This is a genomic window from Mycobacterium europaeum (assembly GCF_002102155.1).
Lineage (GTDB): Bacteria > Actinomycetota > Actinomycetes > Mycobacteriales > Mycobacteriaceae > Mycobacterium > Mycobacterium europaeum.
Genome location: NZ_LQOU01000007.1, coordinates 1 through 23,418 on the forward strand (window position 1 = coordinate 1; position 23,418 = coordinate 23,418).

Here is a 23,418-nt window from a genome sequence, read left to right on the forward strand (position 1 = left end):
GGGTGGCGGCGGTGGCGGGTAGGAACCGCCGGCGGGCGCGGACGGAGGAGGCGGGGGCTCCTGCCCACCAGTGGATTCGGGCGACGCGGGAGGTGGCGGATTAGTGCCGCCGGGCGGCGGTTGATCGGTCATGGGCACCCCTTCCCTGCGGACCAGCTGAACCAGGCCGCATTACAGTACCTGAGCGCGCGGCGGCCGGGCGAGATTCGCTAGCGACGCCCCGCCGGTCCGCGAGGACCCTCGGACAGGAAGCCCAGCAGGTCGTAACGGGTGATCACCCCGACGGGCTTGCCCTCCTCGACCACCATCAACGCGTCCCAGTCGCGCAGTGCCTTGCCGGCCGCGCTGACCAGCTCCCCCGCGCCGATCATCGGCAGTGGCGGGCTCATGTGCAACGACACCGCGTCGGCCAGTTTGGCCCGGCCCTCGAAGACCGCCGACAGCAGTTCGCGCTCGGAGACGCTGCCCGCCACCTCCCCGGCCATCACCGGCGGCTCGGCGCCGACCACGGGCATCTGGGACACCCCGTACTCGCGCAGGATGCCGATGGCGTCGCGCACGGTCTCGGACGGGTGCGTGTGCACCAGGTCGGGCAGCTCGCCCGACTTGCGGCGCAGCACGTCACCGACCCTGGCCTGTTCGGTCGACCCGTCGAGACGGCTGCGCAGGAACCCGTAGGACGACATCCAGGCGTCGTTGAAGATCTTCGCCATGTACCCGCGCCCGCCGTCGGGCAACAGCACCACGACCAGCGCGTCGGGCCCGGCCTCCTCGGCGACCTTGAGCGCGGCCACCACCGCCATCCCGCACGACCCCCCGACCAGCATCGCCTCCTCGCGGGCCAGCCGCCGGGTCATGTTGAACGAGTCCGAGTCGGACACCGCGATGACCTGGTCGGGCACGGTGCGGTCGTACGCCGCCGGCCAGAAGTCCTCGCCGACGCCCTCGACCAGGTAGGGCCGGCCGCTGCCGCCCGAATACACCGACCCCTCGGGGTCGGCGCCGATGATGCGCACCGCCCCGCCCGACACCTCCTTGAGGTAGCGCCCCGCGCCGGTGATGGTGCCGCCGGTGCCGATGCCGGCGACGAAGTGGGTGACCTTGCCGTCGGTGTCGGCCCAGATCTCCGGGCCGGTGCTGGCGTAGTGGCTGGCCGGGCCCTCCGGGTTGGCGTACTGGTCGGGCTTCCACGCACCGTCGATCTCCCGGGTCAGCCGGTCGGAGACGCTGTAGTAGCTGTCCGGGTGCTCGGGCGGCACCGCCGTCGGGCAGACGACCACCTCGGCGCCGTAGGCGAGCAGCACGTTGCGCTTGTCCTCGCCGACCTTGTCGGGACAGACGAACACGCACTTGTAGCCGCGCTGCTGAGCCACTAGCGCCAGTCCGACGCCGGTGTTGCCCGAGGTGGGTTCGACGATGGTGCCGCCCGGCTTCAGCAGCCCGCTCGCTTCGGCGGCGTCGATCATGCGCACCGCGATCCGGTCCTTCGAGCTGCCGCCGGGGTTGAGGTACTCGACTTTGGCCGCCACGGTGCCGGCGCCCTCGGGGACGACGGAATTCAGGCGAACCAGCGGCGTGCCGCCGATGAGCTCACTGATGTGCTGGGCGATCCGCATGCGTTCATCGTCTCAGGCACCTGCGGGGGGTGCACGACCGCTTCCCCATCGCGGGGCAGCGCCGGACGCGCTAGCCGGTGGCCTCGCGGATGTACTCGCCGATCTGGCGGAGCGACCGGGCCGCCTCCGGCACCACGGGTGCCGCCAGCTGAAAGTCGTGGATCTGGCCGGGCCACACCCGCACCTCCGCGGGCACCCCGACCGCGGCCAACCGGTCCGCCGCCAGCCGCGCGTCGTGCAGCAACACCTCGGAGCCCGAGACGTGGATCAGCGTCCGCGGCAGGCCCGGTTTGATGTGCTCCAGCGGCTCGTAGATCTCCTCGGGTTTGCCGGCGATCTTGCGCTTGCTGGCCGCGCTGGCGACCAGCTCGGCGAGCGCGTCGAACGCCCGGGTGGAGAACATCGCGTCGGTGTTGATGTTGGGGTGCGCCTGCTTGTATTCCTTGGCCAGCTGCAGCAGCGGCGAGATCATCACCAGGGCCGCGGGTTCCTCGTCTTCGTCCTGGAGGCGTTGCGCGAGCGCAAGCGCCAGGTAACCGCCGGCGGAGTCGCCGGCCAGCACGATCTGGTCCGGCTGGTATCCGCGCAGCCGCAGCCATTGGTAGCCGTCGTGACAATCGTCGAGGGCCATCCCGATCGAGTGCCTGGGCAGGAGCCGGTAGTTGACCACCAGGACCGGCGCGTCGGCGAAGGTCGACAGCGCTTCGACCAGCCGGCCGTGCGAGTTCGCCCCGCAGGTCAAGAAGGCGCCGCCGTGGAAGTAGACGACGACCCGGCGGGTGCCGTCGGCGGGCAGCACGCCGGGCGCGCGCACCAACTGCGCCGAGGCGTTGGGCAACTTCACCGTCTCGCGGACGGTGGCCGACACCGGCAGCACCGCCCGGGCGGCGAGGTCGATGAGGCCCCAGGGCCAGGGGAAGTTCGGGACATGGCTACCCACGGACAGGACCGGGCGGATGGTGACGCGCGACGTCAGGTTCGCCAACCGCGCAGCGACGCTGGGCCCGGACTCGAGTACCTCGACCGGCGTGCCATCGCTCGTGGCGAACTTGCGGGCCTTGGCTCTGCGGGCCCTCAGGACGTCGTGTGGGCGAACGGGACTCTGGGGCCAGCCGGATACCTTGCCGGGTGCGCTCATGCTCAACACTTCCTACGCCTTTGTAGTGCGATACAGCATGTGACGAGGCGGCCAAGCGTCTGGTTCAGCCGTTTGCTCGAGGCGCTCAGCCAACCCCTGGGGATCAGCGTGACAGGCATTTTTTAGGGCAACGTTCGAATCGCTCGATTCGATACCAATTCGTTTCCCGCCGTGACCGGATTGTTGGTCAGCCGACCTCGCGAACGTGCGAGCCGAACTAAACTGATTTCCGTGACCATGCGGGTGCCGCGCCGTTCGGCGATCGCCCTGGCCACAGCGGGTGCACTCGCCTCGACGGGAACTGCCTACCTGGGGGCGCGCAACCTGCTCGTGGGCCAGGCGACGCACGCGCGCACCGTCATCCCCAAGGCGTGGGACATCCCCCCGCGCGCCGACGGCGTGTACACCCGCGGCGGCGGGCCGGTGGAGCGGTGGCACCGCGGCGTGCCCTTCGACCTGAGCCTGATGATCTTCGGCGACTCGACCGCCGCCGGCTACGGGTGCATCAGCCCGGAGGAGGTGCCGGGGGTGCGGATCGCGCGGGGCCTCGCCGAACAGACCGGCAAGCGGATCCGCCTGAGCACCAAGGCCATCGTCGGCGCCACCTCGAAAGGCGTCTGCGGTCAGGTGGATGCGATGTTCGTGGCGGGGGCGCCGCCCGACGCGGCGGTCATCATGGTCGGCGCCAACGACGTGACGGCCCTCAACGGCGTCAGCCAGTCGGCCCAGCGCCTCGGTCTGAGCGTTCGCAAACTGCGGACCCGCGGCGCGGTGGTGATCGCCGGCACCTGCCCCGATCTGGGGGTCATCACCGCCATCCCCCAGCCGCTGCGCTCGATCGCGCACGAGCGTTGCTCGCAGCTCGCCCGGGCCCAAGCCGCGGCGGTGCGGTCCGCCGGCGGCATGCCGGTACCGCTGGGGCAGCTGATGACCCCGCAGTTCCGGTCCACGCCCCAGGTGATGTTCTCCCCGGACGGCTTCCACCCGTCGGCCCCGGCCTACGCCATCGCGGCCGACGCGCTGCTGCGCGCGCTGTGTGAAGCGCTGGGCGAGAAGGTCGATACCCCGCCGATGGAGTTGGCGGCCTCGACGACCCCGCCGGTGCTCGGGCAGCGTCACACCCGGGTCAGCGTGATGTCGCGGCTGTGGCGGCGCCCCGTGCCCGGACCCGCCCCGTCGTCCTACCCCCTGATGGGCAACGGCTAGATTCGAGCTAGCCCGTCGGCGTGGAGCCACCACCCGTTCACATAGCGAGCTCGTCGGAATCCGCAAGGGATTTGAAGGGAACCGTCATGCCTGAAGCCGTCATTGTCTCAACCGCTCGCTCGCCGATCGGCCGCGCGATGAAGGGGTCGCTGGTCTCCATGCGGCCCGACGATCTGGCGGCCCAGATGGTGCGCGCCGCGCTGGACAAGGTGCCCGCGCTCAACCCCCACCAGATCGACGACCTCATCCTGGGCTGTGGGCTGCCCGGCGGCGAGTCCGGCTTCAACATGGCGCGCGTCGTTGCCGTCGAGCTCGGCTACGACTTCCTGCCGGGCACCACCGTGAACCGGTATTGCTCCTCGTCGCTGCAGACCACCCGGATGGCGTTCCACGCGATCAAGGCCGGCGAGGGTGACGCGTTCATTTCCGCGGGCGTCGAGACCGTGTCCCGGTTCGGCAAGGGCAACTCCGACTCCTGGCCCGACACCAAGAACCCGCTGTTCGACGAGGCCCAGGAGCGTTCGCAGGCCGCGGCCGCCGGGGCCGACGAGTGGCACGACCCCCGAGCCGACGGCAACCTGCCCGACGTCTACATCGCGATGGGCCAGACCGCGGAGAACGTCGCCATCCTGACCGGCATCAGCCGCGAGGACCAGGACCGCTGGGGCGTGCGCAGCCAGAACCGCGCCGAGGAAGCGATCAAGAGCGGCTTCTTCGAGCGCGAGATCTCCCCGGTGACCCTGCCCGACGGCAGCACGGTGAGCACCGACGACGGCCCCCGCGCCGGAACCACCTACGAAAAGGTCTCCGAGCTCAAGCCGGTGTTCCGCCCCAACGGCACCATCACCGCGGGCAACGCCTGCCCGCTGAACGACGGCGCCGCCGCGCTGGTGATCACCAGCGACACCAAGGCCAAGGAACTCGGCCTGACCCCGCTGGCACGCATCGTGTCGACCGGGGTCAGCGGCCTGTCCCCGGAGATCATGGGCCTGGGCCCGATCGAGGCCTGCAAGAAGGCGCTGGCGCGGGCCGGGATGTCGATCAACGACATCGACCTGTACGAGATCAACGAGGCCTTCGCGGTTCAGGTGCTGGGCTCGGCGCGCGAGCTGGGCATGGACGAGGACAAGCTGAACGTGTCCGGCGGGGCGATCGCGCTGGGCCACCCGTTCGGCATGACCGGCGCGCGCATCGCGACCACGCTGCTCAACAACCTGCAGACGCACGACAAGACGTTCGGCCTGGAGACCATGTGTGTCGGCGGCGGGCAGGGCATGGCGATGATCATCGAGCGGCTGAGCTGACGGCGGCTGTCCCTTCTGCCCGTCCGGCGTGCGCCTAGGGCTTTGCGTGTGCATTCGTGGCGAGAAAATCGCCTGGCTCCCGCCGCCGGCTCACACTGGAAGCCGTAAATGCACGCTGGACGCCCGGCACACGAAAAAGGCCGGCACCTCGGTGCCGGCCTTTTTCGTTGACGAGAACTAGTCGTTCTGCAGGTAACTGAGCAGTCGCAGGATCTCGATGTACAGCCAGACCAGGGTCACGGTCAGGCCGAGGGCGATACCCCAGGCCGCCTTGTCCGGCGCGCCGGCGCGCACCATCTGGTCGGCCGCGTCGAAGTCGATCAGGAAGCTGAACGCCGCGATCGCGATGCACACCAGCGAGAAGATGATCGCGACCGTTCCGCCGCTGCGCAGGCCCAGGCCCGCGCCGCCGTTGACGTGGAACATCGCGAGCACGAAGTTGCCCAGCATCAGGGCCAGCACCCCGAACATCGCGGCGACCAGCATCCGGGTGAACTTGGGCGTCACCCGGATCGCGCCGGTCTTGTAGACGACGAGCATGCCGAAGAACACCCCGAAGGTGCCGAGCACGGCCTCTCCGATCAGCGCCCCCGCGCTGGCGTTCGAGACCGAGAAGTTGGCGAAGACGAACGAGATGGCGCCCAGGAAGAGGCCTTCGAGGACGGCGTAGCTGAGCACGATCGCCGGGCTGTCCTGTTTGCGGCCGAAGGTTGCGACCAGCACCAGGCCGAGGCCGCCGAGCGCGCCGACCATGGTCAGCGGCATCGCCAGCGCGAGGTTGGACGCCACCAGGAAGTAGGAGACCACGGCCGACACCGCCAGCACCGCCAGCGTGATGCCGGTCTTGGTGACGACGTCATCGATGGTCAGCGGGCGCGAAGCCCTGGTCTCCTGGTACGGAGCTTGGTAGGGGGCCGCGTAGGGGTCGGCCCCATAGCCCTGCATGGGGGCCGCGCCCGTACCGAATTGCGCGTATCCGCCCCGCTGCTTGGGCAGCGAACGAAATACCGGGTTGCTTGTCTCCCGCACCGTCGGATCCTCTCTATTGGCTCGAGCTGTGCGAACACACTCTCAACGAGCGGCGTCCGGTCCGGGTTCCCAGGGGGCCCGGGCAAGTGTCTGGAGGCTTTGCTGCCGTCGTCGCGTTAAAGATAACCCTTACCCGCGGGTATCGCGCCGGTCGTCACGATCTAGATTTTTCGTCGAGGATGGACCGGCGATGGGAGGCCAGGGCGTGACCGACGGATCCGATGAGGTTCTGACCCGGGTCGACGGCAACGTCGGTCTGATCACGCTCAACCGCCCCAAGGCGATCAACTCGCTGAATCAGCCGATGGTGGACGCGCTGAGCGCCGTGCTCGCCGACTGGGCGGACGACGACGCGGTGGGCGCGGTACTGCTCTCCGGCGCCGGCGAGCGCGGGTTGTGCGCCGGCGGCGACGTCGTCTCCATCTATCACAGTGCCCGCAAGGACGGCGTGGAGGCGCGGCGGTTCTGGCGGGACGAATACCTCCTCAACGGCCAGATCGCCGATTTCTCCAAGCCATACGTGGCGCTGATGGACGGCATCGTGATGGGCGGCGGCGTCGGCGTCAGCGCCCACGCGAACACCCGGGTGGTGACCGACACCTCCAAGATCGCGATGCCCGAGGTCGGCATCGGCTTCGTTCCCGATGTCGGCGGGGCGTTCCTGCTGTCCCGGGCGCCCGGGGCGCTGGGTCTGCACGCCGCGCTGACCGGGGCGCCGTTCTCGGGAGCCGACGCCATCGCCATGGGATTCGCCGACCACTACGTGCCGCACGACGACCTCGAGGCGTTCACCCGGGCGGTCATCGCCGATGGCGTCCAGAGCGCGCTCGCCCGGCATGCCGTCGAGCCCCCGCCGAGCGACCTTGCCGCACAACGCAGTTGGATCGACGAATGCTACGCCGGTGACACGGTCGAAGACATCGTGGCCAGCCTGCGCGGGCATGACGCCGGCCCGGCCAACGCCGCCGCCGACCTGATCGGCACCCGCTCGCCGATCTCGTTGTCGGTGACGCTGGAGGCCATCCGCCGCGCCGCCAACCTTCCGACGGTGAAAGACGTTCTCGTTCAAGACTATCGGGTCTCGTGCGCATCGCTGCGATCACACGATCTGGTGGAGGGCATCCGAGCGCAGCTGGTCGACAAAGACCGCAACCCGAAGTGGTCGCCGTCGTCGCTGTCCGAGGTCACCCGGGCCGACATCGAGGCGTACTTCACCCCCGTCGACGACGACTTGAGCTTCCAGAAAGGCGATTTGCGATGACAGACAGCTCCATCCCGGGTTATGAGACCATCCTGGTCGAGCGCGACGGCCGCGTCGGCACCATCACCCTGAACCGGCCCAAAGCGCTGAACGCGCTGAACACCCAGGTGATGAACGAAGTAACCAGCGCGGCAATGGATTTCGACAACGATCCGGGCATCGGCGCGATCATCATCACCGGGTCTGCCAAGGCGTTCGCCGCCGGCGCCGACATCAAGGAGATGGCCGGGCTGACGTTCGCCGACGCGTTCGACGCCGACTTCTTCGCCCCCTGGGCCAAGCTGGCCGCCGTGCGGACCCCGACCATCGCCGCGGTGGCCGGGCACGCGCTCGGCGGCGGCTGCGAGCTCGCCATGATGTGCGACGTGCTGATCGCCGCCGACACGGCGAAGTTCGGCCAGCCGGAGATCAAACTCGGGGTGCTGCCGGGCATGGGCGGCTCGCAGCGTCTGACCCGCGCCATCGGCAAAGCCAAGGCTATGGACCTCATCCTGACCGGGCGCACCATCGACGCCGCCGAAGCCGAACGCAGCGGCCTGGTTTCGCGCGTGGTGCCGGCCGACGACCTGCTGACCGAGGCCAAGGCCGTCGCCACCACGATCTCGCAGATGTCCCGCTCGGCGTCGCGGATGGCCAAGGAGGCCGTCAACCGTGCGTTCGAATCGACGCTGTCCGAAGGGCTCCTCTACGAACGCCGGCTCTTCCACTCGACCTTCGCGACCGCGGACCAGTCGGAAGGCATGGCGGCCTTCGTCGAGAAGCGCACTCCGAACTTCACCCACCGGTAAGCCTGCGATGAGCGAGCCGGGCCCCGCGACGAACAATCCGACGGCCGTCACCGAGGAGGCCGCACCGGAAGCGCCCCCGGAAGCCGGCCCGGCGACTCGCGGCTCCCGGTGGACCGAAAAGCCTTGGTGGGTACGCCACTACACGTTCACCGGCACCACGGTCGGCCTCATCTTCATCTGGTTCTCGATGACGCCGTCGCTGCTGCCGCGCGGTGCGCTGTTCCAGGGGCTGGTCAGCGGGATCTCCGGCGCCATCGGCTACGGGCTGGGCGTCTTCGCCGTCTGGCTGGTCCGTTATCTCCTCGACTGGGATTCCAGCCCGCCGCCGCCGCGCTGGGCCTGGAAGGTGCTGATTCCCGTCGGCGCGGTCGGCATGGTGGTGATGGCGATCGGGTTCCACGTCTGGCAGGACAACGTGCGCGACCTGATGGGTGTCGAGCACCTCAAGTGGTACGACTACCCGGTGGCCGCGGCCACGTCGCTGGTGGTGCTGTTCACGTTGGTCGAAATCGGCCAGTTCATTCGGTGGCTGGTCCGTTTCCTCGTCGGAGAGGTGGACCGCATCGCGCCGTTTCGCCTCTCGGCCACCATCGTGGTGGTCGCGCTCGTGGTGCTGGCGGTCACCGTGCTCAACGGCGTCGTACTCAAGTTCGGCATGCACACGATGAACAGCACCTTCGCCTCGGCCAACGACGAGATGAATCCCGACACGGCACCCCCGAAAACAACCCTGCGCTCGGGCGGTCCGCAATCCCTGGTGTCGTGGGATTCGCTGGGCCGGGAGGGTCGCATCTTCGTGGAGGGCGGTCCGAGCGTCGAGCAGCTCACCGCCTTCAACGGGGCTCCGGCCACCGAGCCGATCCGCGCCTACGCCGGGCTGGACGCCACCACGGACGGCATCACGGCGACCGCGGAGCTGGCGGCCCAGGAGTTGCAGCGCACCGGCGGCCTGCAACGCGCCGTCGTCGCGGTGGGCACCACCACCGGCACCGGCTGGATCAACGAGGCGGAGGCCTCGGCGCTCGAGTACATGTACAACGGCAACACCGCGATCGTGAGCATGCAGTATTCGTTTTTGCCCAGCTGGCTGTCGTTCCTGGTGGACAAGGAGAACGCCCGCCACGCCGGCCAGGCACTGTTCGAGGCCGTCGACAAGCTGATCCGGCAGCTGCCCGAGGTGCAACGACCCAGGCTCGTGGTGTTCGGCGAAAGCCTGGGATCCTTCGGCGGCGAGGCGCCGTTCATGAGCCTCAACAACGTACTGGCCCGTACCGACGGCGCCCTGTTCAGCGGACCGACGTTCCAAAACACCATCTGGACCGACCTGACCGTCACCCGTGACGCCGGCTCCCCGGAGTGGTTGCCGATCTACCACGACGGCAGGAACGTCCGGTTCGTCGCGCGCCCAAGCGATCTGGCGCGCCCGAACGCCCCGTGGGATCACCCGCGCGTGGTCTATCTGCAGCACGCCTCCGATCCGATCGCCTGGTGGACGCCCGACCTTCTGTTCAGCGAACCGGACTGGCTGCGGGAACAGCGGGGCTACGACGTGTTACCGGAGACGCGCTGGATTCCGGTGGTGACTTTCCTGCAGGTCACGGCCGACATGGCGGTGGCCGTGGAGGTACCGGCCGGACATGGCCATCACTATGTCGCCGACGCGGCCGACGGCTGGGCCGCCGTGCTCTCACCGCCCGGCTGGACGCAGGAGAAAACGGAAAAGCTGCGGCCGCTCCTGCACTCGAACGCCTAGCTACTTCGACGTGAAGTCGGCGGTCGCCCAAACCTACTGGCCTGCAAAATCGACGCTGGGCCGGGCTGCGCCCGTCATCAGCACGCCGAGCACCTCCGGGGCCCGTGATGACACACCTCACTTCCACAACCGAGCGGGAGGCCCCAACGATCGCTGCTAGCCTGGTCCTGGCCCGACCCTCGACAGCAGCGGGACAGTGAAAACGAAGAGCGCGCCACGCAACTACGCGTTGGTGACCATTGCCTACTGGGAATTCACCCTCACTGACGGCGCACTGCGCATGTTGGTGCTGCTCCATTTTCATCGGCTCGGATATAGCGCAACAGAACTGGCTTTTCTGTTCGCCTTCTACGAGTTCTTCGGCATCGTGACCAATCTCCTCGGCGGCTGGATCACCGCGCGCTCAGGGCTGAAGGTGATGCTCTACGGTGGGTTTCTCGTTCAGGTCGGCGCGCTGATAATGCTCGCGCTCCTGCAGCCGGAATGGCCTCATGCGCCTTCAATGGCCTATGTAATGGCCGCCCAGGCACTGTCGGGTATCGCTAAAGACCTGACAAAAACGAGTGCCAAGGCCGCGATCAAGGCAATGGTTCCGGACGACGCCGACAGCGTGCTCTTCAAATGGGTTGCGCGTCTGACTGGGTCAAAGAATGCGCTGAAGGGTGCCGGCTTTTTCATGGGCGGCGCTCTACTTGGGTCGCTCGGATTCGCGGGCTCACTGGTCGCGATGGCGGCCGGCCTTCTGGTCGTGCTGCTTGCGACCGTGGTGTCGCTCCCGGCTGGGATGGGTAAAGCTAAGTCGAAAATCAAGTTCACGGCGCTCTTTTCGAAGAGCGCCGCCGTGAATTGGCTATCCGTGGCACGCGCGTTCTTGTTCGCGTCTCGCGATGTGTGGTTCGTGGTGGGACTGCCAGTCTTTCTTGCTTCTACGCTGCATTGGTCCTTTTGGCAGGTGGGAGGGTTCGCCGCTGCGTGGTTCATCGGTTATGGCCTTGTACAGGCAGCAGCGCCCGAGATCCTTCACCACTGGGGTGGTCAGGAAGGCGTGACTGGAGACACCGCGCGTCTGTGGGCCTTCATTCTCGCCGTAATACCAATCGCTATCGCGGCCGCGCTCAAGTTCGGACTGGATAACGCACCCACCCTGATGGTCGGGATCGGAATCCTCATGGTGGTTTTTGGGGTCAACTCTGCGGTTCACTCATATCTGCTCCTGACGTATTCGGCCGACGAAGAGGTCGCGGTCAACGTCGGCTTTTACTACATGGCCAACGCAGTTGGCCGTCTACTGGGCACCCTCCTGTCAGGAGTGGTTTTCGAGTTTTACGGATTGGTGGGATGCCTGGTGACTTCCTGCGCCTTGGTTTTGGCTGCGGGAATTTCGTCTTTCAACCTTCCCCGTGCTTGAACGGTGCAACTGTTCGTTCCTGACTCTTATCTAACTATTCGACCTGCGTTCCGACGAACACTCAAGTGGCGCAACGGAAGTGAAGGCCGCATCAGCACCCGCAAGCGTGGCTTACGGCTGGGCTCGCGCCCGCATCGACGGCACAAAGGCACTCGGATCCGGAGCGGGCACGGCGTCTTGGCCCAGCTGGCCAAGGTCAGTGCCCTCCACCGCGTGATCGACATAACGCCGTAGCCACATTCGCGCCATACCGCTGCGACCCGACACAGCCGCTCAGCACCGACGCCGGTTTTTCAGGGCGACGTAGCTAGGCCAGCGGCGGCCGGCGGTTCCGGCGTTGCCAGCGCCCCGGGTCTCGAGTCGATGGAACCCCGGCCGAGCGCATCCAGCACCCCGGCGCCGGCCAGGGCGTGGTAGCCGCCGACGACGTCGGTGGCGCGGTGCAGGCCGATGTCCAGCAGCGCGGCCGCCGCGAGGCTGGACGTATAGCCCTCCGAGCACACGATCACCCACTCGACGTCGTCGCCGACCGCCTCGGGCAGCCCGGCGTCGCTGGTCGGGTCGCAGCGCCACTCCAGGACGTTGCGTTCGATCACCAGCGCGCCGGGGATCTCACCCTCGCGGGTGCGCTGGGCCTGCGGCCGGATGTCGACCAGCACCGCCCCGCGCCGCAGCGCGTCCGGCACTTCGGCGGCGGGAAGGCGGCGGTAGCGGCGGCGGGCGGAACTCAGCACGACGTCGATGCGGCTCATCACGGTCCTTCCGGATGGTCGGTCAGTTCGGTGCGCTGGCGGCGCAGCCGGTTTCGGCCGGTGACCTCGTAGTAGGACATCGCGGTCAGCGGCGGTGAATAGGCGTGCACGCTCAGCGAAGGCCGCGCCGGCCCCGAGACTGGCACGGGCCGGGGCGCCCACACCACGTCGTGCACCCAGCCCAGCGGGAACCCGGCCTGATCACCGGCGTCCAGCCGGCGCCGCCGCAAGGCGCTGCCGTCCCAACGGAATTCGGTGAGCGACCCTGACACCACCGTCAGCGCGCCGAGGGACCCGCCGTGGTCGTGTAGTTCGGTGTGATGGCCGGGCACCCAGCTGATCAGCCAGATGTCCAGCTCCTCGTCACCGTGGATGCGGGTGAACCAGCGCCGCGACTCCGGTATCCCGCCCGGCGGCAGCAAGTGATCGCAGCGCCCGCTCAGCACGTCGTCGGCGGCCCGGTCGGTGGCGTGCAGGAGGTCGGGCACCCGCAGCCGGGTCGGGCCCGGCGACGGGGACCCGGATGGGGACGGGATGGTGCGCGGGCGCAACGCGGCCGGCGCGGCGACGGGCACAGGTGTTGCCAGAGGCAATGACATCGTGGAGCTCCAGGGAAAACGGGATCGGACAGGCGGCGGCGTGTTACGGCCGACAACACTCGCAAAGTCCGAAGCGCTCCATCACGGCCGCCAGTGTTGCATAGATTGGCGAGGTGCGCTGGTGCGGTCGCCGGCCCCGGCTGTGGGGCCCGCTCGTCATGGCGGCCGCTCTGGTGGCGGCCACCGGGTGCTCGCCCGGTGCGCCGACGCGCACGCCGGCATCCTCGCCGGCGCGGCCGGCCGACGCCGGCCCCGGCGCCGCCCCGCCGGGTGCCGTCGGGCTCTCCCCCTCCGGCGTGACGACCAGGGTCGACGTCCCCGCGAACTCGACCGAGGAGGAGTATTACCAGGCCTGTCACGCCGCGAAGGTGTGGATGGACGCCCAGCCCAGGACGGATGAGTCGCGGTTCGAGCCCTATCTGGCGATGGTCCAGGCCGCGCCGTCGGGCACCGCAGGCAGCTGGAACGCGCGCTGGGCGGACCTGCCGCCGGCCCGGCAGGCGGCCGTGATCACCGCCGCGCGCGCCGCCGCCAACGGCGAATGCGACTAGCCCCTTCGAACTCGTGCGCGATTCAACTCACGCGTACCTAAAGTGACCGCCCGGCCGGTGTGCCAGCCCGCTTCGCCGCGCAGAATGAAGAAATGCCGGACGGAACTGGCGGAGGTGGCCCGCGCCGATCCTCACCGACGCGCGTGGCCGTGGCGCTGGGCAGCGGCGGGGCCCGCGGCTACGCCCACATCGGGGTGATCGAAGCGCTGCGCGCCCGGGACTATGAGATCGTGGGAATCGCGGGCTCGTCGATGGGCGCGCTGGTCGGCGGTTTGGAGGCGGCAGGGCGCCGGGACGAGTTCGCCGATTGGGCGAAATCCCTGACACAACGCACCATCCTGCGGCTGCTGGACTTCTCGATCAGCGCGGCCGGGGTGATGCGGGCCGAGAAGATCCTGGACACGGTGCGCGACATCCTGGGCCCGGTCGCCATCGAGCAGCTGCCCATCCCCTTCACCGCCGTGGCGACCGACCTCTTGGCCGGCAAGTCGGTGTGGTTTCAGCACGGACCCGTCGACGAGGCGATCCGCGCCTCCATCGCGATACCGGGCGTGATCGCCCCCCACGAACTCGGCGGACGGCTGCTGGCCGACGGCGGCATCCTGGACCCGCTGCCGATGGCACCGCTGTCGGCGGTCAACGCCGACGTGACCATTGCGGTGAGCCTCAGCGGCAGTGAGGCGATCGTCAACCGCGAGGGCGAGGCCGGCGCGACCGCCGACTGGCTGAACCGCATGGTGCGCAGCACCTCCTCGCTGCTCGACAGCTCCGCGGCCCGGTCGCTGCTCGATCGGCCGACCGCGCGCGCCGTCCTGGGCCGATTCGGCGCGTCCACCGCGGAGGCGGAAACCTGGCCGGACGATGCCGACGCCGCGGAGCCCGCCGCCGGGGACGATGCCGTCGCCGAATTGGCCGGCGCCACACCCGAAGTCCCAAAGCTGGGCAGTTTCGAGGTGATGAACCGGACGATCGACATCGCGCAGGCCGCGCTGGCCCGCCACACGCTGGCGGTCTACCCGCCCGACCTGTTGATCGAGGTTCCCCGCTCGATCTGCCGGGGCCTGGAATTCCACCGGGCGGCCGAGGTCATCGCCGTCGGCCGTGCATTGGCGGAGGAGGCCCTGGACGCTTTCGAGGCCGACCGTGCCGCGCCGCCCGCGGCCGACGGCTGAAAACAGCTCTGCCGCAAGCGATTGGGCCCCGGCTCGATCAGACGCCCAGGAACCGCGCCACGGCCCGGGCTTCGCGGCGGCCCTGCTCGCGCCCGGCCAGTGCCGAGGCGACGCGGCACTTCGGATCCAGCGGATTGGGCCCGAAGGCCGCCACCGAGTCGGCGTCGGCGAACACCGCGAACACCGCGCCGGGGAAGGCGAAGATCTCCGCGGCCGGCCCGGGACCGAACGGCGAGGGCGCGTCCGCGCCGGAGGGCAGCAGGACCACCGCCGCGTCACAATCGGCGGCCACGCCGAGGTTGATCGAGCTGGCGACGCCGCCGTCCATGTAGCGCCGGCACGCGATGGCCACCGGTGGCCATGCCCCGGGCACCGCGCAGCTGGCCGCCACCGCGTCGACCAGGTCGACGCCGGACTCCCGATCGAAAACGGCCAATTCGCCGGTGCTTACGTCGATGGCGGTGATCCGCAGTGTCCGGTCGGGCCAGTCGTGCGACGGCAACCGCCGGGCGATCACCTGCCGGCGCACCGGCGGCGGAACGGTTTCGGTGGCCAGCGCCACCGCGCCGATCCGTTGCATCTGCTGCCGGGTCTTGTCCGACGGGTCGGTGTAGGGCTCCGCCAGGGCCGCCAGGAACATCTCGGTGATGGTGTCGACGTCGACCCCGGAATCGATCTCGGGCGAGGATTCGCCGACCTGCCGGTCGAACAGCGCGTCAAGCGCGCTGCCGCTGCCGATCTGCGCGGCAACCGCCGAGCCCGCCGAGGTGCCCACCAGCACGTCGGAATCCAGCAACAACCGCGCCGCCGTCGGCGACTCGTCGGCGATGCCGCGCAGAACACCTGTCTCCCAGGCTATTCCCGCTATCCCACCGCCCGCCAGCACAAGCGCCCGTCTGGTTGTCACGCCCACCCACTCTGCCAGCAGCGGCGGGGGCCGGCGCGGCGGGGTTTACGGCGAGAGCAGCTGCGCTTGCTGCGCCGGCACGCTGAGATCCTCCTCCCGGATCTGGTGCCGGGGCGGGTCGGGCAGCACCACTTTGCTGGTGATGTGCAGTCCCGCATCGACGTGGACGAGCTCGCCGGGGTCCAGCAGGCGCCAGCGGGGGTCGCCGTCCATGGGTTCGCTGGCGAACACCACCGACGATCGGGCGCACAGGTGCTCGGACCAGGCGCGGATCCGGTCGGTGCGCATGTGGAAGTCTCGCGCCGACTCGGGCTCGTAGCGCCGGTCCAGGACGTAGAGCCGGTTGCTCGCCGGATACCGCAGCGCCCACATCTCGGCGGCCGTGCTCAGCAGCAGGTTGACCCCGAAGATCGGCACGCTGTCGGCAAGCCACCGCAGGGCATCGAGCAAACCCGCTGTCACGTCGCCGTTTTGGGCTCGGGTGCAACCGGTGATCAAGGCGAAGACCCGCTCGGAGTCGGTGTCGCCCTGCACCAGGCCGTCGGTGCCGAGCTCGCGCAGCCGTGCATCGAGGACGTCCAGCCCCTCGACCACGCCGTTGTGCGCGAATATCCGCCCGTCCTGCAGAAAGGGATGGGTGTTACGGGTCTGGTGTGAGCCGGTCGTCGCATAGCGCACGTGCGCGATGAAGGTGGTGCCGCTCATCTCGTGCGCTTCGGTGGCGAACGCGGCGTCCTCCCAGGCCGCCATGGGCTGCTTCTGCACCTGCGGCCGGCCCCGCTCGTCGAAGACGCCCAGGCCGGTGCCGTCGGGGTTTCTCCTGCTCTGGACCGACAGGCTGTCGGGGGCGTCCAACAGCCAAAAGGTCGCACTACAAACGTCGGTCCCGGCATGCAATCCAAAAAGTCGGCACATACCGGCACGGTACCCAGCTTCAGCGGGTCAACACCTCGCCGAGGTCCCGCAGCGCTCGCCGCGCGTAGCGCTTCCACAGCATCCCGAACAGCGGCAGACCCGGGGCGGCCAGCGGCGACCTGGGGTAAATGGTCCAGCGCCAGGTGATCTCGGTGCCGCCGCCGGCCGGGGCGAAGGTCCACTCGCCGGTGACCGAACCGACCAGCAGCGCCATCGGCCCGTGGATTCGGGTGAGCCGGTAGCCGAACGATCGCGGCGCGTCGACACTGGTCAAGTCCTCCCGCGCGCTACCGCCGACCAACATGATCGTGCGGCTCCGCCCCGCGCTGTCCCAGTCGCCGGTCTGGTCCCGCACCTCCCTGATCGGCGGGATCGGGCCGTACCAGCGGCCGAAGATCTCCGGCAGCGAGATGGGCAGCGTGCCGTGAAACGCCGCGTCCGGCGCGACGGGCACCACATGCGATTGCTCGACGACGAGGGGCTGGGCCATGAGGGTCCTTCCGCTGCGCTCGTGAACCTGGAATACACCGAACGAGCCAACAGTGTCAGACCCGCCCTCAGTCGCGCGTCTCGACCACCCAGTACCCGTGCTCGGCGTAGCGCGCCCGGATGGCCTTCTTGTCGTACTTGCCCACGCTGGTGCGCGGAATCTCGTCGACGAATGCCCACCGCTCGGGCAGCCACCAGCGAACCACCTTCTCCGCCAGGAACTTCCGCAGGTCCTCGGCGTTGACCGCGGTGCCTTCCTTGGCCACCACGACGGCCAGCGGCCGTTCCTGCCAGCGCTCGTCGGGCACGCCGACCACCGCGGCCTCGACCACGTGCGGGTGACCGATCAAGCTGTTCTCCAACTCGACCGAGGAGATCCACTCCCCGCCGGACTTGATGACGTCCTTGGCCCGGTCGGTCAGCGTCACGAAGCCCCGCTCGTCGATCCGTCCCACGTCGCCGGTGCGCAGCCAGCCGGAGTCGAACTTCGAGTCGTCGGCCGTCAGGTAGTACGAGCCGGCGATCCACGGGCCGCGGACTTCCACCTCGCCCACGGCCGCACCGTCGTTGGGCAGCGCCCGGCCGTTGTCGTCGACGATCCGCATCTCCACGCCGCAAACGGGTTGGCCCTGGGTCCCGCGGAACGCCCAGTGCTGGTCTTCGGGCGTTCCCGGCGGCGGCCACGCCATGGTGGCCATCGGCGACGTTTCCGTCATCCCCCACAGCTGGCGGATCTGTACGCCGTGGTTCTCCTCGAAGGTCCGCATCAGCGACACCGGAACGGCCGATCCCCCGCAGACCACCAGCCGCAGCGACGACATGTCGTGGTCGGGTTCTTCCTCCAGCCGGTGCAAGACGTCGTTCCAGATCGTGGGCACCGCGCCCGCCACGGTCGGTCGCAGGTCCTCCACCATGCGGATCAGCGACCGCGCGTCGAGGTGGCGGTCGGGCAACACCAGGTCGGCGCCGGCCATCAGCGCCGCGTAGGGCAGGCCCCAGGCGTTGGCGTGGAACATCGGCACGACGGGCAGCACGCTGTCGACGGAGCCCACACCGATGCCGTTGGCGGTGCAGGCCGCCATGGTGTGCAGGTAGCTCGAACGGTGGCTGTAGACAACGCCTTTCGGGTTACCGGTGGTGCCGCTGGTGTAACACATTGCGGCCGCGGACTTCTCGTCGAGCTCCGGCCAGTCGAAGTCGGGGGATTCGGCGTCGATCAATTCGGCATATCGCAGCACCGTCTTGCCTGCTCCCTCGAAGGCCCCGGTGTCGCCCTCCCCGACCACGATCACCGTGTGCACGGTCTTGAGGTCGCCCAGCACCGGGGCCAGCAACTTGATCAGCGACGAATCGACCAGCACGACTTGGTCTTCGGCCTCGTTGGCGACATAGACGATCTGCTCGGCGAAGAGGCGGATGTTGAGGGTGTGCAACACGGCGCCCATCGACGGCACCGCCAGGTAGGTCGCCAGGTGTTCGGCGTTGTTCCACATGAACGTCGCCACCCGCTGGTCTCCGCTGACGCCCAGGCGTCGCAACCCGTTCGCCAGCCGAGCGGCGTCTTGACCCAGCTCACGGTAGGTGATTCGCCGGTAACCCTCACCGGTGGCGGTGGCGACCGTGCGCGCGCCGTGGATACCGCAGCCGTGCCGCATGATCGCGGTGATCGTCAACGGAAAGTCCTGCATCGTGCTGTCCATCGAGATACCGCCTTTGGATCGCGGCGCAGCGTCGCCTGAATGTCACCCTCCGGCACGCGCGGTGCGCGCCGCGTCCCGGGCCGGCAACGCCTGTTCGCCGGCAGCCTCCACCCTAAGCCCCAGCTGGGCGGGGATGCAGGCAATCACCTAGGCGAGGACGGGTTCCCGCGGCACCGCCGCGGGAACCCGGGTGGTCGATGCCTCCTGGGGCCCGCCGCCCGCCGCGATCGGCACGACGGTGACGACACCGGAGTGGCCGCCGATGTAGAGGTATCGCCCGTCGGGGCTTTCCACCACGCAGGACGGGTGCTCGGCCACCGTGATGTCCCCGACGACGTCGTGGGTGCCGGTGCACACGACCGCGACGTGCCCGTCGCTGACCAGGTAGGCGCGGCGCCCGTCGCGGCTGAGCGCCAAGCGGGTGATCGGACCGGAGAGCTCGCTGAGCTTGCGCGTGCCGGTGATCTCGCGGCTTCGGGTGTCGATGACGTCGAGGACCGCGCCGACCACCGGGCCGGAGCTGGCCACGTAGGCGATGCCGCCGTCGCCGCTCAGCGCGACGTCGCGGATGGGCAGGCCGAGCTCGTAGATGCCGACGATGCGGGAGCCGCCGTCGGAGGGTGGGCCGGCCTCGACGACGACCAGCTGCCCACCGGAGGGCCCGTTGGTGGCGACGTACAGCTGACTTCCGTCGGGGCTGAGGCGCACGCAGTCCGCGGTGGTCCCCGCCGCGGCGGCGAGCTCGATCACCTCGGTCTCGCCCCCGAGGGTGTCCACCACCGCGACGTCGGCGCCGCGGACCCGGTTCCGGCCGGCGTAGATGAACCTCCCGTCGGCGCTCACGGTGAGATCGCTCACACTGTGGGCCAGCGGGTGCCTCGCGATGAGCGCGTTCGCCGAGAAATCGACGACGCCGACGGAGTCATACGACGACGTTGCGGTGCTGATGTAGGCGAGCGGCGCGTCCCCCCCGCTCAGGGCGACCGCGAACGGTTCGTCGAGGCCGCCGAGGGTCTGCACCACCTGGCGGGCATCGGTGTCGACGACGGAGACCATGTCGCGGCCGGGGTTGACCACGACCAGCCGCCTCCCGTCCGGGCTGATGCCGAGGTCGCTGATCGGGCCGTTTCGCACCGGAATTGCCACGACCGAGGTGTCGTCGAAGTGGAACACACAGTCATCCTGGAAGGCCTTGCGGCCGTTCGAAGCGCTCACGCTGTACCGCCTTTGCTGTGTTGTCGGCGTGGAGGCGAAGTCGCCGGGACGTGTGCGACAATTCGGCCTCCGGATCCACCGGATCTCAGCACCGAAAGGCGCCGACGCGACTGGTTTTGCGAGTCTACCGGCCAGAATTCGCGTCAAACGGTTCAGAAATTCCCCGACGTTAGCTTCGTCACTCCCCGCACTCAGGTTCTGCTCAGGCTTTCAATTACGCTGTATCGCAGTCGCTTACCCGTAGCGAAAGTGACGCAAACGCTCATCCGGCGGATTTCGCTTTCGCCGCTAACGCCCGCGCTCAGCGCGTACGGTTGTCCAGGTTAAGAAACTCTCAGGCTTTGGTCCGCGGAGAGGGAAAGATCACACAGCTCACTGGCTGAACTGGGTGTGCGGCCGGACCAAGGCGGCGCCATCGACGACGATGTCCAGCTTTTCGTTGTAAAACGCCACCAGACCGGCGATCTGGCCGACCGCGGGCAAGGGATAGTGGTAGGTCCAGGCCAGGTCCGCGTGCACGACGCCACCGGAGCGCACCGACCAGTAACCCGACGCCACGCCTTTGTACGGGCACAGCGTCTGGGTCGCGCTGGGTTCCAGATGCTCGAAGGCGATGTCGGTAGGATCGATGTAATACCTTGTCGGCAAGCCAGTTTCGAATAGCAGGACCGGAGACCTGGTGTCCGCCAACACGATTCCGTCCAGCTCCACCCGAACATGGCGGTGTGAACGCAGCGCATCCACCCGCGAGTAGGGATTGCGCGGATGGCCGTAGATCGGCTCGTCTTCCTCGAACCAGCGCAACGGATCCCATTCGAATCGCACCGTCCCGGCCACCGGGCCGTCACCGCCGGCGTCGAACACCCGCGCGGCGGACGGGTGGGTCTCGCCGGCGCGCTGCAAGGAATGCAGCCGCGAGGGGCCGAACTGCACGTGCTGCGGATGGTTCTCGTCGCGCAGGAACTCCGCGCGGACATCGGCCAAGGGGATGTAGTACTGCGGGTAGTGCGGGACCTCCCACACATAAAGCGCGGCGGTGGTGTCGAAGACCAGCGCGTCGCCGAGATAGCCCCGCACCCGGCGCGGCGCGGGCTCGACCCGCCCGCGGGCGGCGGCCACCTGCGGGTAGTCGCGCTCGGCGGTCACGTCTGATCCTTGGCGGCCAGACCGGCCGGCGCATGGGCGATCGCCGCCCGGATGGCGTCGGCCAGCGCCAGGGCGCTTTCCTCGGTGAGCTCGAGCGCCACCCGCGCCGACGGCCCGAGCTGGGGGTTGATCACGTCGATGTTGACGGTGTGGCCGTAGGGTGCGTGGACCGGGTGATCGACATACACCGTCGCGCGGCTGGCGCCGAACCATCCCGTGGCGCCCTTGGCGCTGCCGTCGATCGCGATGTGTTCGGTGAGATGGGTGCACATGGCGGGCGTACCTAGCCTTTCAGGTGGGTGGCGAAGAAGTCGTCGATGCGCCGCCAGCCGTCGACCGCCGCCTCCGGCCGATAGGCGGGGCGATCGACGGAGAAGAACGAGTGGCCCGCGCCCGCATAGGAGTGGAACTCGTGCGGCTTGTCCAGCTTGTCGAGCTCCTCGTCCAGGGTGGCCACCGCGGCCGGCGCCGGGAATCGGTCGTCGAGCCCGAACAGGCCGAGCAGTGGGCAACTCAGACCCGACGCGAGCCGCAGGATCGGCTTCATGGCCTTGGGCATGCTCTCCGGCGGGTCCTCGACGATGAAGGCGCCGTAGCAGTCCACCGCGGCGTCGAACGGCAGCGAACAGGCCGCCAGGTACGCGTGCCGCCCGCCCGAACAGTGCCCGATGACGCCGAACTTGCCGTTGGCGCCCGGCAACGAGCGCAGGTGCTCGACCGCACCCGCGACGTCGCCCACCAGCCGCTCGTCGGGCACCCCGCCGGCGGCCCGCGCCGCCGCCGCCGCGTCGTCGGGTGACGCGCCCGGGGCCTCCCGCGAATAGAGGTTCGGGGCCACGGCGTGGTAGCCGCTGACGGCGAGCCGCCGGACGAATTCCTTGGTCTCGCGGTCGTAGCCGGGCATGTGGTGGATCCACACGACTCCCCCGCGACTCCCTTCGGCCAGCGGCATGGCGCGGTACGCCTCGATCTCGTCGCCGCCGTGGCCGGTGATGGTGACGGTTTCCGCGCGAATGGCGTCGGGGCTGAGCGCGTTCATCGCAAACCTTCCGGGCTCGCCGGTTGGGCCGCAACCGGGCGGAGCGCAGGCGGCCGGTCGGGCCGCCCCGCCGGACACCAACGTATCGGAACGCCCGCGCGGCCGGACGGTTCAGCTCACCTCCCGGGCCCTCACCTCGCGTGTCGTGCGACCTCGTTGTGCCGAGCGGACGTCACGCTGTAGGGGACGCCGGGCAGCGACTGGCCGCGCTGACGAATGGGGCACTGCACGTGGTTGACAGCGCTGAACATCAAGAGGCCCAACGCCGTGCCGGTGGTCGGGGTCATCACCGGCTGGTGGGTCAGCCGCACCGCGACGACGAAGGGGTGATCGTCGAAGCCGAACGACGGGCCGCCCGGTTGCGCTCGGACGAACATCGTTTCGGTCGGCGCGGCGAGCGGTTCGACCGGCGCTCCCCGTTCGTGATGGGAATGACCGCCTCGGCCGGCGTGGCCGTGACCTATGCGGCGGTGCGTGTCCTCGGGTCGATGTCCTCGGTGCTGGTCTTGATCGGCGTGGCGATGTTCTTCGCGCTCGGGCTCGAGACCGCCGTGTCGTGGCTCGTCAACCACGGGCTGCCGCGGTGGGCGGCGGTCACGGCGGTGGTGACGCTCGTGTTCGCCCTCATCGCCGGGACGGTGGCCGCGACCATTCCCCCGCTGGTGCAGGAGGCGCGCCAGCTCGCCGAGCAACTGCCGCATTACCTGCAGCACATGCAAGACCGCTCGTCGCTGCTCGGCAGGCTCGACGAGCGCGTCCATCTGCAACAGCGGATCACCGAGCTGGTCACCGGATCCGGCCGTTTCACCGTCGCGGGGGTCGTCCGCACCGGGTCGGAGGTGTTCGGTGTGCTGTCCCACATCGGCATCGTGGCCATGCTGACCATCTACTTCCTCGCCGACATGCGCCGCATCCGGGCCGGCTTCTACCGGCTGATGCCCAACTCCCGCCGGCCGCGCGCCATCCTGATCGGCGACGAAGTGGTGGCGAAGTTCGGCGCCTACCTCTTCGGCAACGTGCTGACGTCGGTCATCGCGGGGTTCGCCACTTTCGTGTGGTGTGTCCTGCTCGACGTCCCCTACGCGGTTCTGCTGGGTGTCGTGGTGGCCGTCTTGGACCTCTTCCCCTACGGCTCGACGGTGGGCGGATTCGTCGTCGCCGCCGTCGCGCTCAGCGTCTCGATCCCGATCGCCATCGCGACCGTCGCGTTCTACATGGGATTCCGGTTGGGCGAGGATTATCTGTTGACCCCCAGGATCATCGGCCGGGCGGTCAGGGTGCCGGCCGGCGTCACGGTGGTCGCCGTGCTCCTCGGCGCCGCGTGGCTGGGCGTGGTCGGAGCGCTGGTCGCCATCCCGCTGGCGGCGGCCCTGCAGCTGCTCGCGCAGGAACTGCTGTTCCCGGCGCTGGACGAGGCGTGAGCGGCACCG

General features: G+C 69.1%; 23 protein-coding genes. 9 read left to right on the forward strand and 14 right to left on the reverse strand.

Annotated elements, in window-relative coordinates; all coding sequences use genetic code 11:
* Positions 1-209 precede the first annotated feature (209 nt).
* Positions 210-1,616 carry a cystathionine beta-synthase gene (locus AWC03_RS02395; protein ID WP_085238940.1) on the reverse strand — a complete coding sequence of 469 codons (1,407 nt, stop codon included), beginning with the start codon at positions 1,614-1,616 and terminating at the stop codon, positions 210-212.
* 70 nt (positions 1,617-1,686) lie between these two features.
* The gene (locus tag AWC03_RS02400; protein ID WP_085238941.1) at positions 1,687-2,754 is read right to left on the reverse strand and encodes an alpha/beta hydrolase fold domain-containing protein; all 1,068 of its coding nucleotides are present in this window, start codon (positions 2,752-2,754) and stop codon (positions 1,687-1,689) included.
* Positions 2,755-2,997: 243 nt separating this feature from the next.
* Between AWC03_RS02400 and AWC03_RS02405 the strand changes: the two genes are divergently transcribed.
* Positions 2,998-3,960: an SGNH/GDSL hydrolase family protein gene (locus AWC03_RS02405; protein WP_090421654.1), complete on the forward strand. Its 963-nt coding sequence runs from the start codon at positions 2,998-3,000 to the stop codon at positions 3,958-3,960.
* An 86-nt stretch (positions 3,961-4,046) separates the two neighbouring features.
* Positions 4,047-5,264, forward strand: a complete 1,218-nt coding sequence (locus AWC03_RS02410; protein WP_085238943.1) for an acetyl-CoA C-acetyltransferase — start codon at positions 4,047-4,049, stop codon at positions 5,262-5,264.
* Positions 5,265-5,441: 177 nt separating this feature from the next.
* Here the strand turns inward: AWC03_RS02410 and AWC03_RS02415 are convergent, their stop codons facing one another.
* On the reverse strand, positions 5,442-6,293 hold the full coding sequence (locus tag AWC03_RS02415; protein ID WP_085238944.1) for a Bax inhibitor-1/YccA family protein: 852 nt from the start codon (positions 6,291-6,293) through the stop codon (positions 5,442-5,444).
* Between the two features lie 205 nt (positions 6,294-6,498).
* On the opposite strand from AWC03_RS02415, the gene AWC03_RS02420 reads away from it, so the two are divergent.
* From AWC03_RS02420 to arsJ, 4 genes are all read left to right on the forward strand, one after another.
* Positions 6,499-7,554, forward strand: coding sequence for an enoyl-CoA hydratase/isomerase family protein (locus AWC03_RS02420; RefSeq protein ID WP_085238969.1), 1,056 nt, complete (start codon positions 6,499-6,501; stop codon positions 7,552-7,554).
* Positions 7,551-8,342: an enoyl-CoA hydratase gene (locus tag AWC03_RS02425; RefSeq protein ID WP_085238945.1), complete on the forward strand. Its 792-nt coding sequence runs from the start codon at positions 7,551-7,553 to the stop codon at positions 8,340-8,342. The genes AWC03_RS02420 and AWC03_RS02425 overlap by 4 nt, the downstream gene beginning before the upstream one ends.
* A gap of 7 nt (positions 8,343-8,349) precedes the next feature.
* Positions 8,350-10,095 carry an alpha/beta hydrolase gene (locus AWC03_RS02430; RefSeq protein ID WP_085238946.1) on the forward strand — a complete coding sequence of 582 codons (1,746 nt, stop codon included), beginning with the start codon at positions 8,350-8,352 and terminating at the stop codon, positions 10,093-10,095.
* Positions 10,096-10,291: 196 nt separating this feature from the next.
* Positions 10,292-11,503, forward strand: coding sequence for an organoarsenical effux MFS transporter ArsJ (arsJ, locus tag AWC03_RS02435; RefSeq protein ID WP_085238947.1), 1,212 nt, complete (start codon positions 10,292-10,294; stop codon positions 11,501-11,503).
* 293 nt (positions 11,504-11,796) lie between these two features.
* Here the strand turns inward: arsJ and AWC03_RS02440 are convergent, their stop codons facing one another.
* Together AWC03_RS02440 and AWC03_RS02445 are read right to left on the reverse strand one after the other, a co-directional pair.
* Positions 11,797-12,255 (reverse strand): rhodanese-like domain-containing protein, encoded by a 459-nt coding sequence (locus tag AWC03_RS02440; protein WP_244275061.1) that lies wholly within the window; start codon positions 12,253-12,255, stop codon positions 11,797-11,799.
* Positions 12,255-12,854 carry a cysteine dioxygenase gene (locus tag AWC03_RS02445; protein WP_244275062.1) on the reverse strand — a complete coding sequence of 200 codons (600 nt, stop codon included), beginning with the start codon at positions 12,852-12,854 and terminating at the stop codon, positions 12,255-12,257. The genes AWC03_RS02440 and AWC03_RS02445 overlap by 1 nt, the downstream gene beginning before the upstream one ends.
* A gap of 158 nt (positions 12,855-13,012) precedes the next feature.
* On the opposite strand from AWC03_RS02445, the gene lpqV reads away from it, so the two are divergent.
* Positions 13,013-13,405 carry a lipoprotein LpqV gene (gene lpqV, locus AWC03_RS02450; protein ID WP_085238948.1) on the forward strand — a complete coding sequence of 131 codons (393 nt, stop codon included), beginning with the start codon at positions 13,013-13,015 and terminating at the stop codon, positions 13,403-13,405.
* A gap of 92 nt (positions 13,406-13,497) precedes the next feature.
* The gene (locus tag AWC03_RS02455) at positions 13,498-14,577 is read left to right on the forward strand and encodes a patatin-like phospholipase family protein (RefSeq protein ID WP_090421240.1); all 1,080 of its coding nucleotides are present in this window, start codon (positions 13,498-13,500) and stop codon (positions 14,575-14,577) included.
* Between the two features lie 37 nt (positions 14,578-14,614).
* Here AWC03_RS02455 and AWC03_RS02460 read toward each other — a convergent pair whose 3' ends face one another.
* From AWC03_RS02460 to AWC03_RS27225, 9 genes are all read right to left on the reverse strand, one after another.
* The gene (locus tag AWC03_RS02460) at positions 14,615-15,484 is read right to left on the reverse strand and encodes a patatin-like phospholipase family protein (RefSeq protein WP_085238971.1); all 870 of its coding nucleotides are present in this window, start codon (positions 15,482-15,484) and stop codon (positions 14,615-14,617) included.
* 45 nt (positions 15,485-15,529) lie between these two features.
* Positions 15,530-16,399, reverse strand: coding sequence for a class II glutamine amidotransferase (locus AWC03_RS02465; protein WP_085238950.1), 870 nt, complete (start codon positions 16,397-16,399; stop codon positions 15,530-15,532).
* A 19-nt stretch (positions 16,400-16,418) separates the two neighbouring features.
* Complete coding sequence (locus AWC03_RS02470) at positions 16,419-16,889, reverse strand: SRPBCC family protein (RefSeq protein ID WP_085238951.1); 471 nt, start codon at positions 16,887-16,889, stop codon at positions 16,419-16,421.
* A gap of 67 nt (positions 16,890-16,956) precedes the next feature.
* Positions 16,957-18,588: a long-chain fatty acid--CoA ligase gene (locus AWC03_RS02475; protein WP_085238952.1), complete on the reverse strand. Its 1,632-nt coding sequence runs from the start codon at positions 18,586-18,588 to the stop codon at positions 16,957-16,959.
* A gap of 147 nt (positions 18,589-18,735) precedes the next feature.
* A complete protein-coding gene (locus AWC03_RS02480) occupies positions 18,736-19,803 on the reverse strand; it encodes a WD40 repeat domain-containing protein (protein ID WP_085238953.1) in 1,068 nt (355 codons plus the stop codon).
* Positions 19,804-20,175: 372 nt separating this feature from the next.
* The gene (locus AWC03_RS02485) at positions 20,176-20,949 is read right to left on the reverse strand and encodes a DUF427 domain-containing protein (protein ID WP_085238954.1); all 774 of its coding nucleotides are present in this window, start codon (positions 20,947-20,949) and stop codon (positions 20,176-20,178) included.
* Complete coding sequence (locus tag AWC03_RS02490) at positions 20,946-21,221, reverse strand: DUF6295 family protein (RefSeq protein WP_085238955.1); 276 nt, start codon at positions 21,219-21,221, stop codon at positions 20,946-20,948. Before AWC03_RS02490 ends, AWC03_RS02485 begins: the two co-directional genes overlap by 4 nt.
* Before the next feature lie 11 nt (positions 21,222-21,232).
* On the reverse strand, positions 21,233-21,988 hold the full coding sequence (locus AWC03_RS02495; RefSeq protein ID WP_085238956.1) for a dienelactone hydrolase family protein: 756 nt from the start codon (positions 21,986-21,988) through the stop codon (positions 21,233-21,235).
* 131 nt (positions 21,989-22,119) lie between these two features.
* The gene (locus AWC03_RS27225) at positions 22,120-22,275 is read right to left on the reverse strand and encodes a hypothetical protein (protein WP_158089944.1); all 156 of its coding nucleotides are present in this window, start codon (positions 22,273-22,275) and stop codon (positions 22,120-22,122) included.
* Positions 22,276-22,284: 9 nt separating this feature from the next.
* Here AWC03_RS27225 and AWC03_RS02500 point away from each other — a divergent pair, with 9 nt between their 5' ends.
* Entirely contained in the window at positions 22,285-23,409 is a 1,125-nt protein-coding gene (locus tag AWC03_RS02500; RefSeq protein WP_085238957.1) for an AI-2E family transporter, read from the forward strand.
* Positions 23,410-23,418 lie beyond the last annotated feature (9 nt).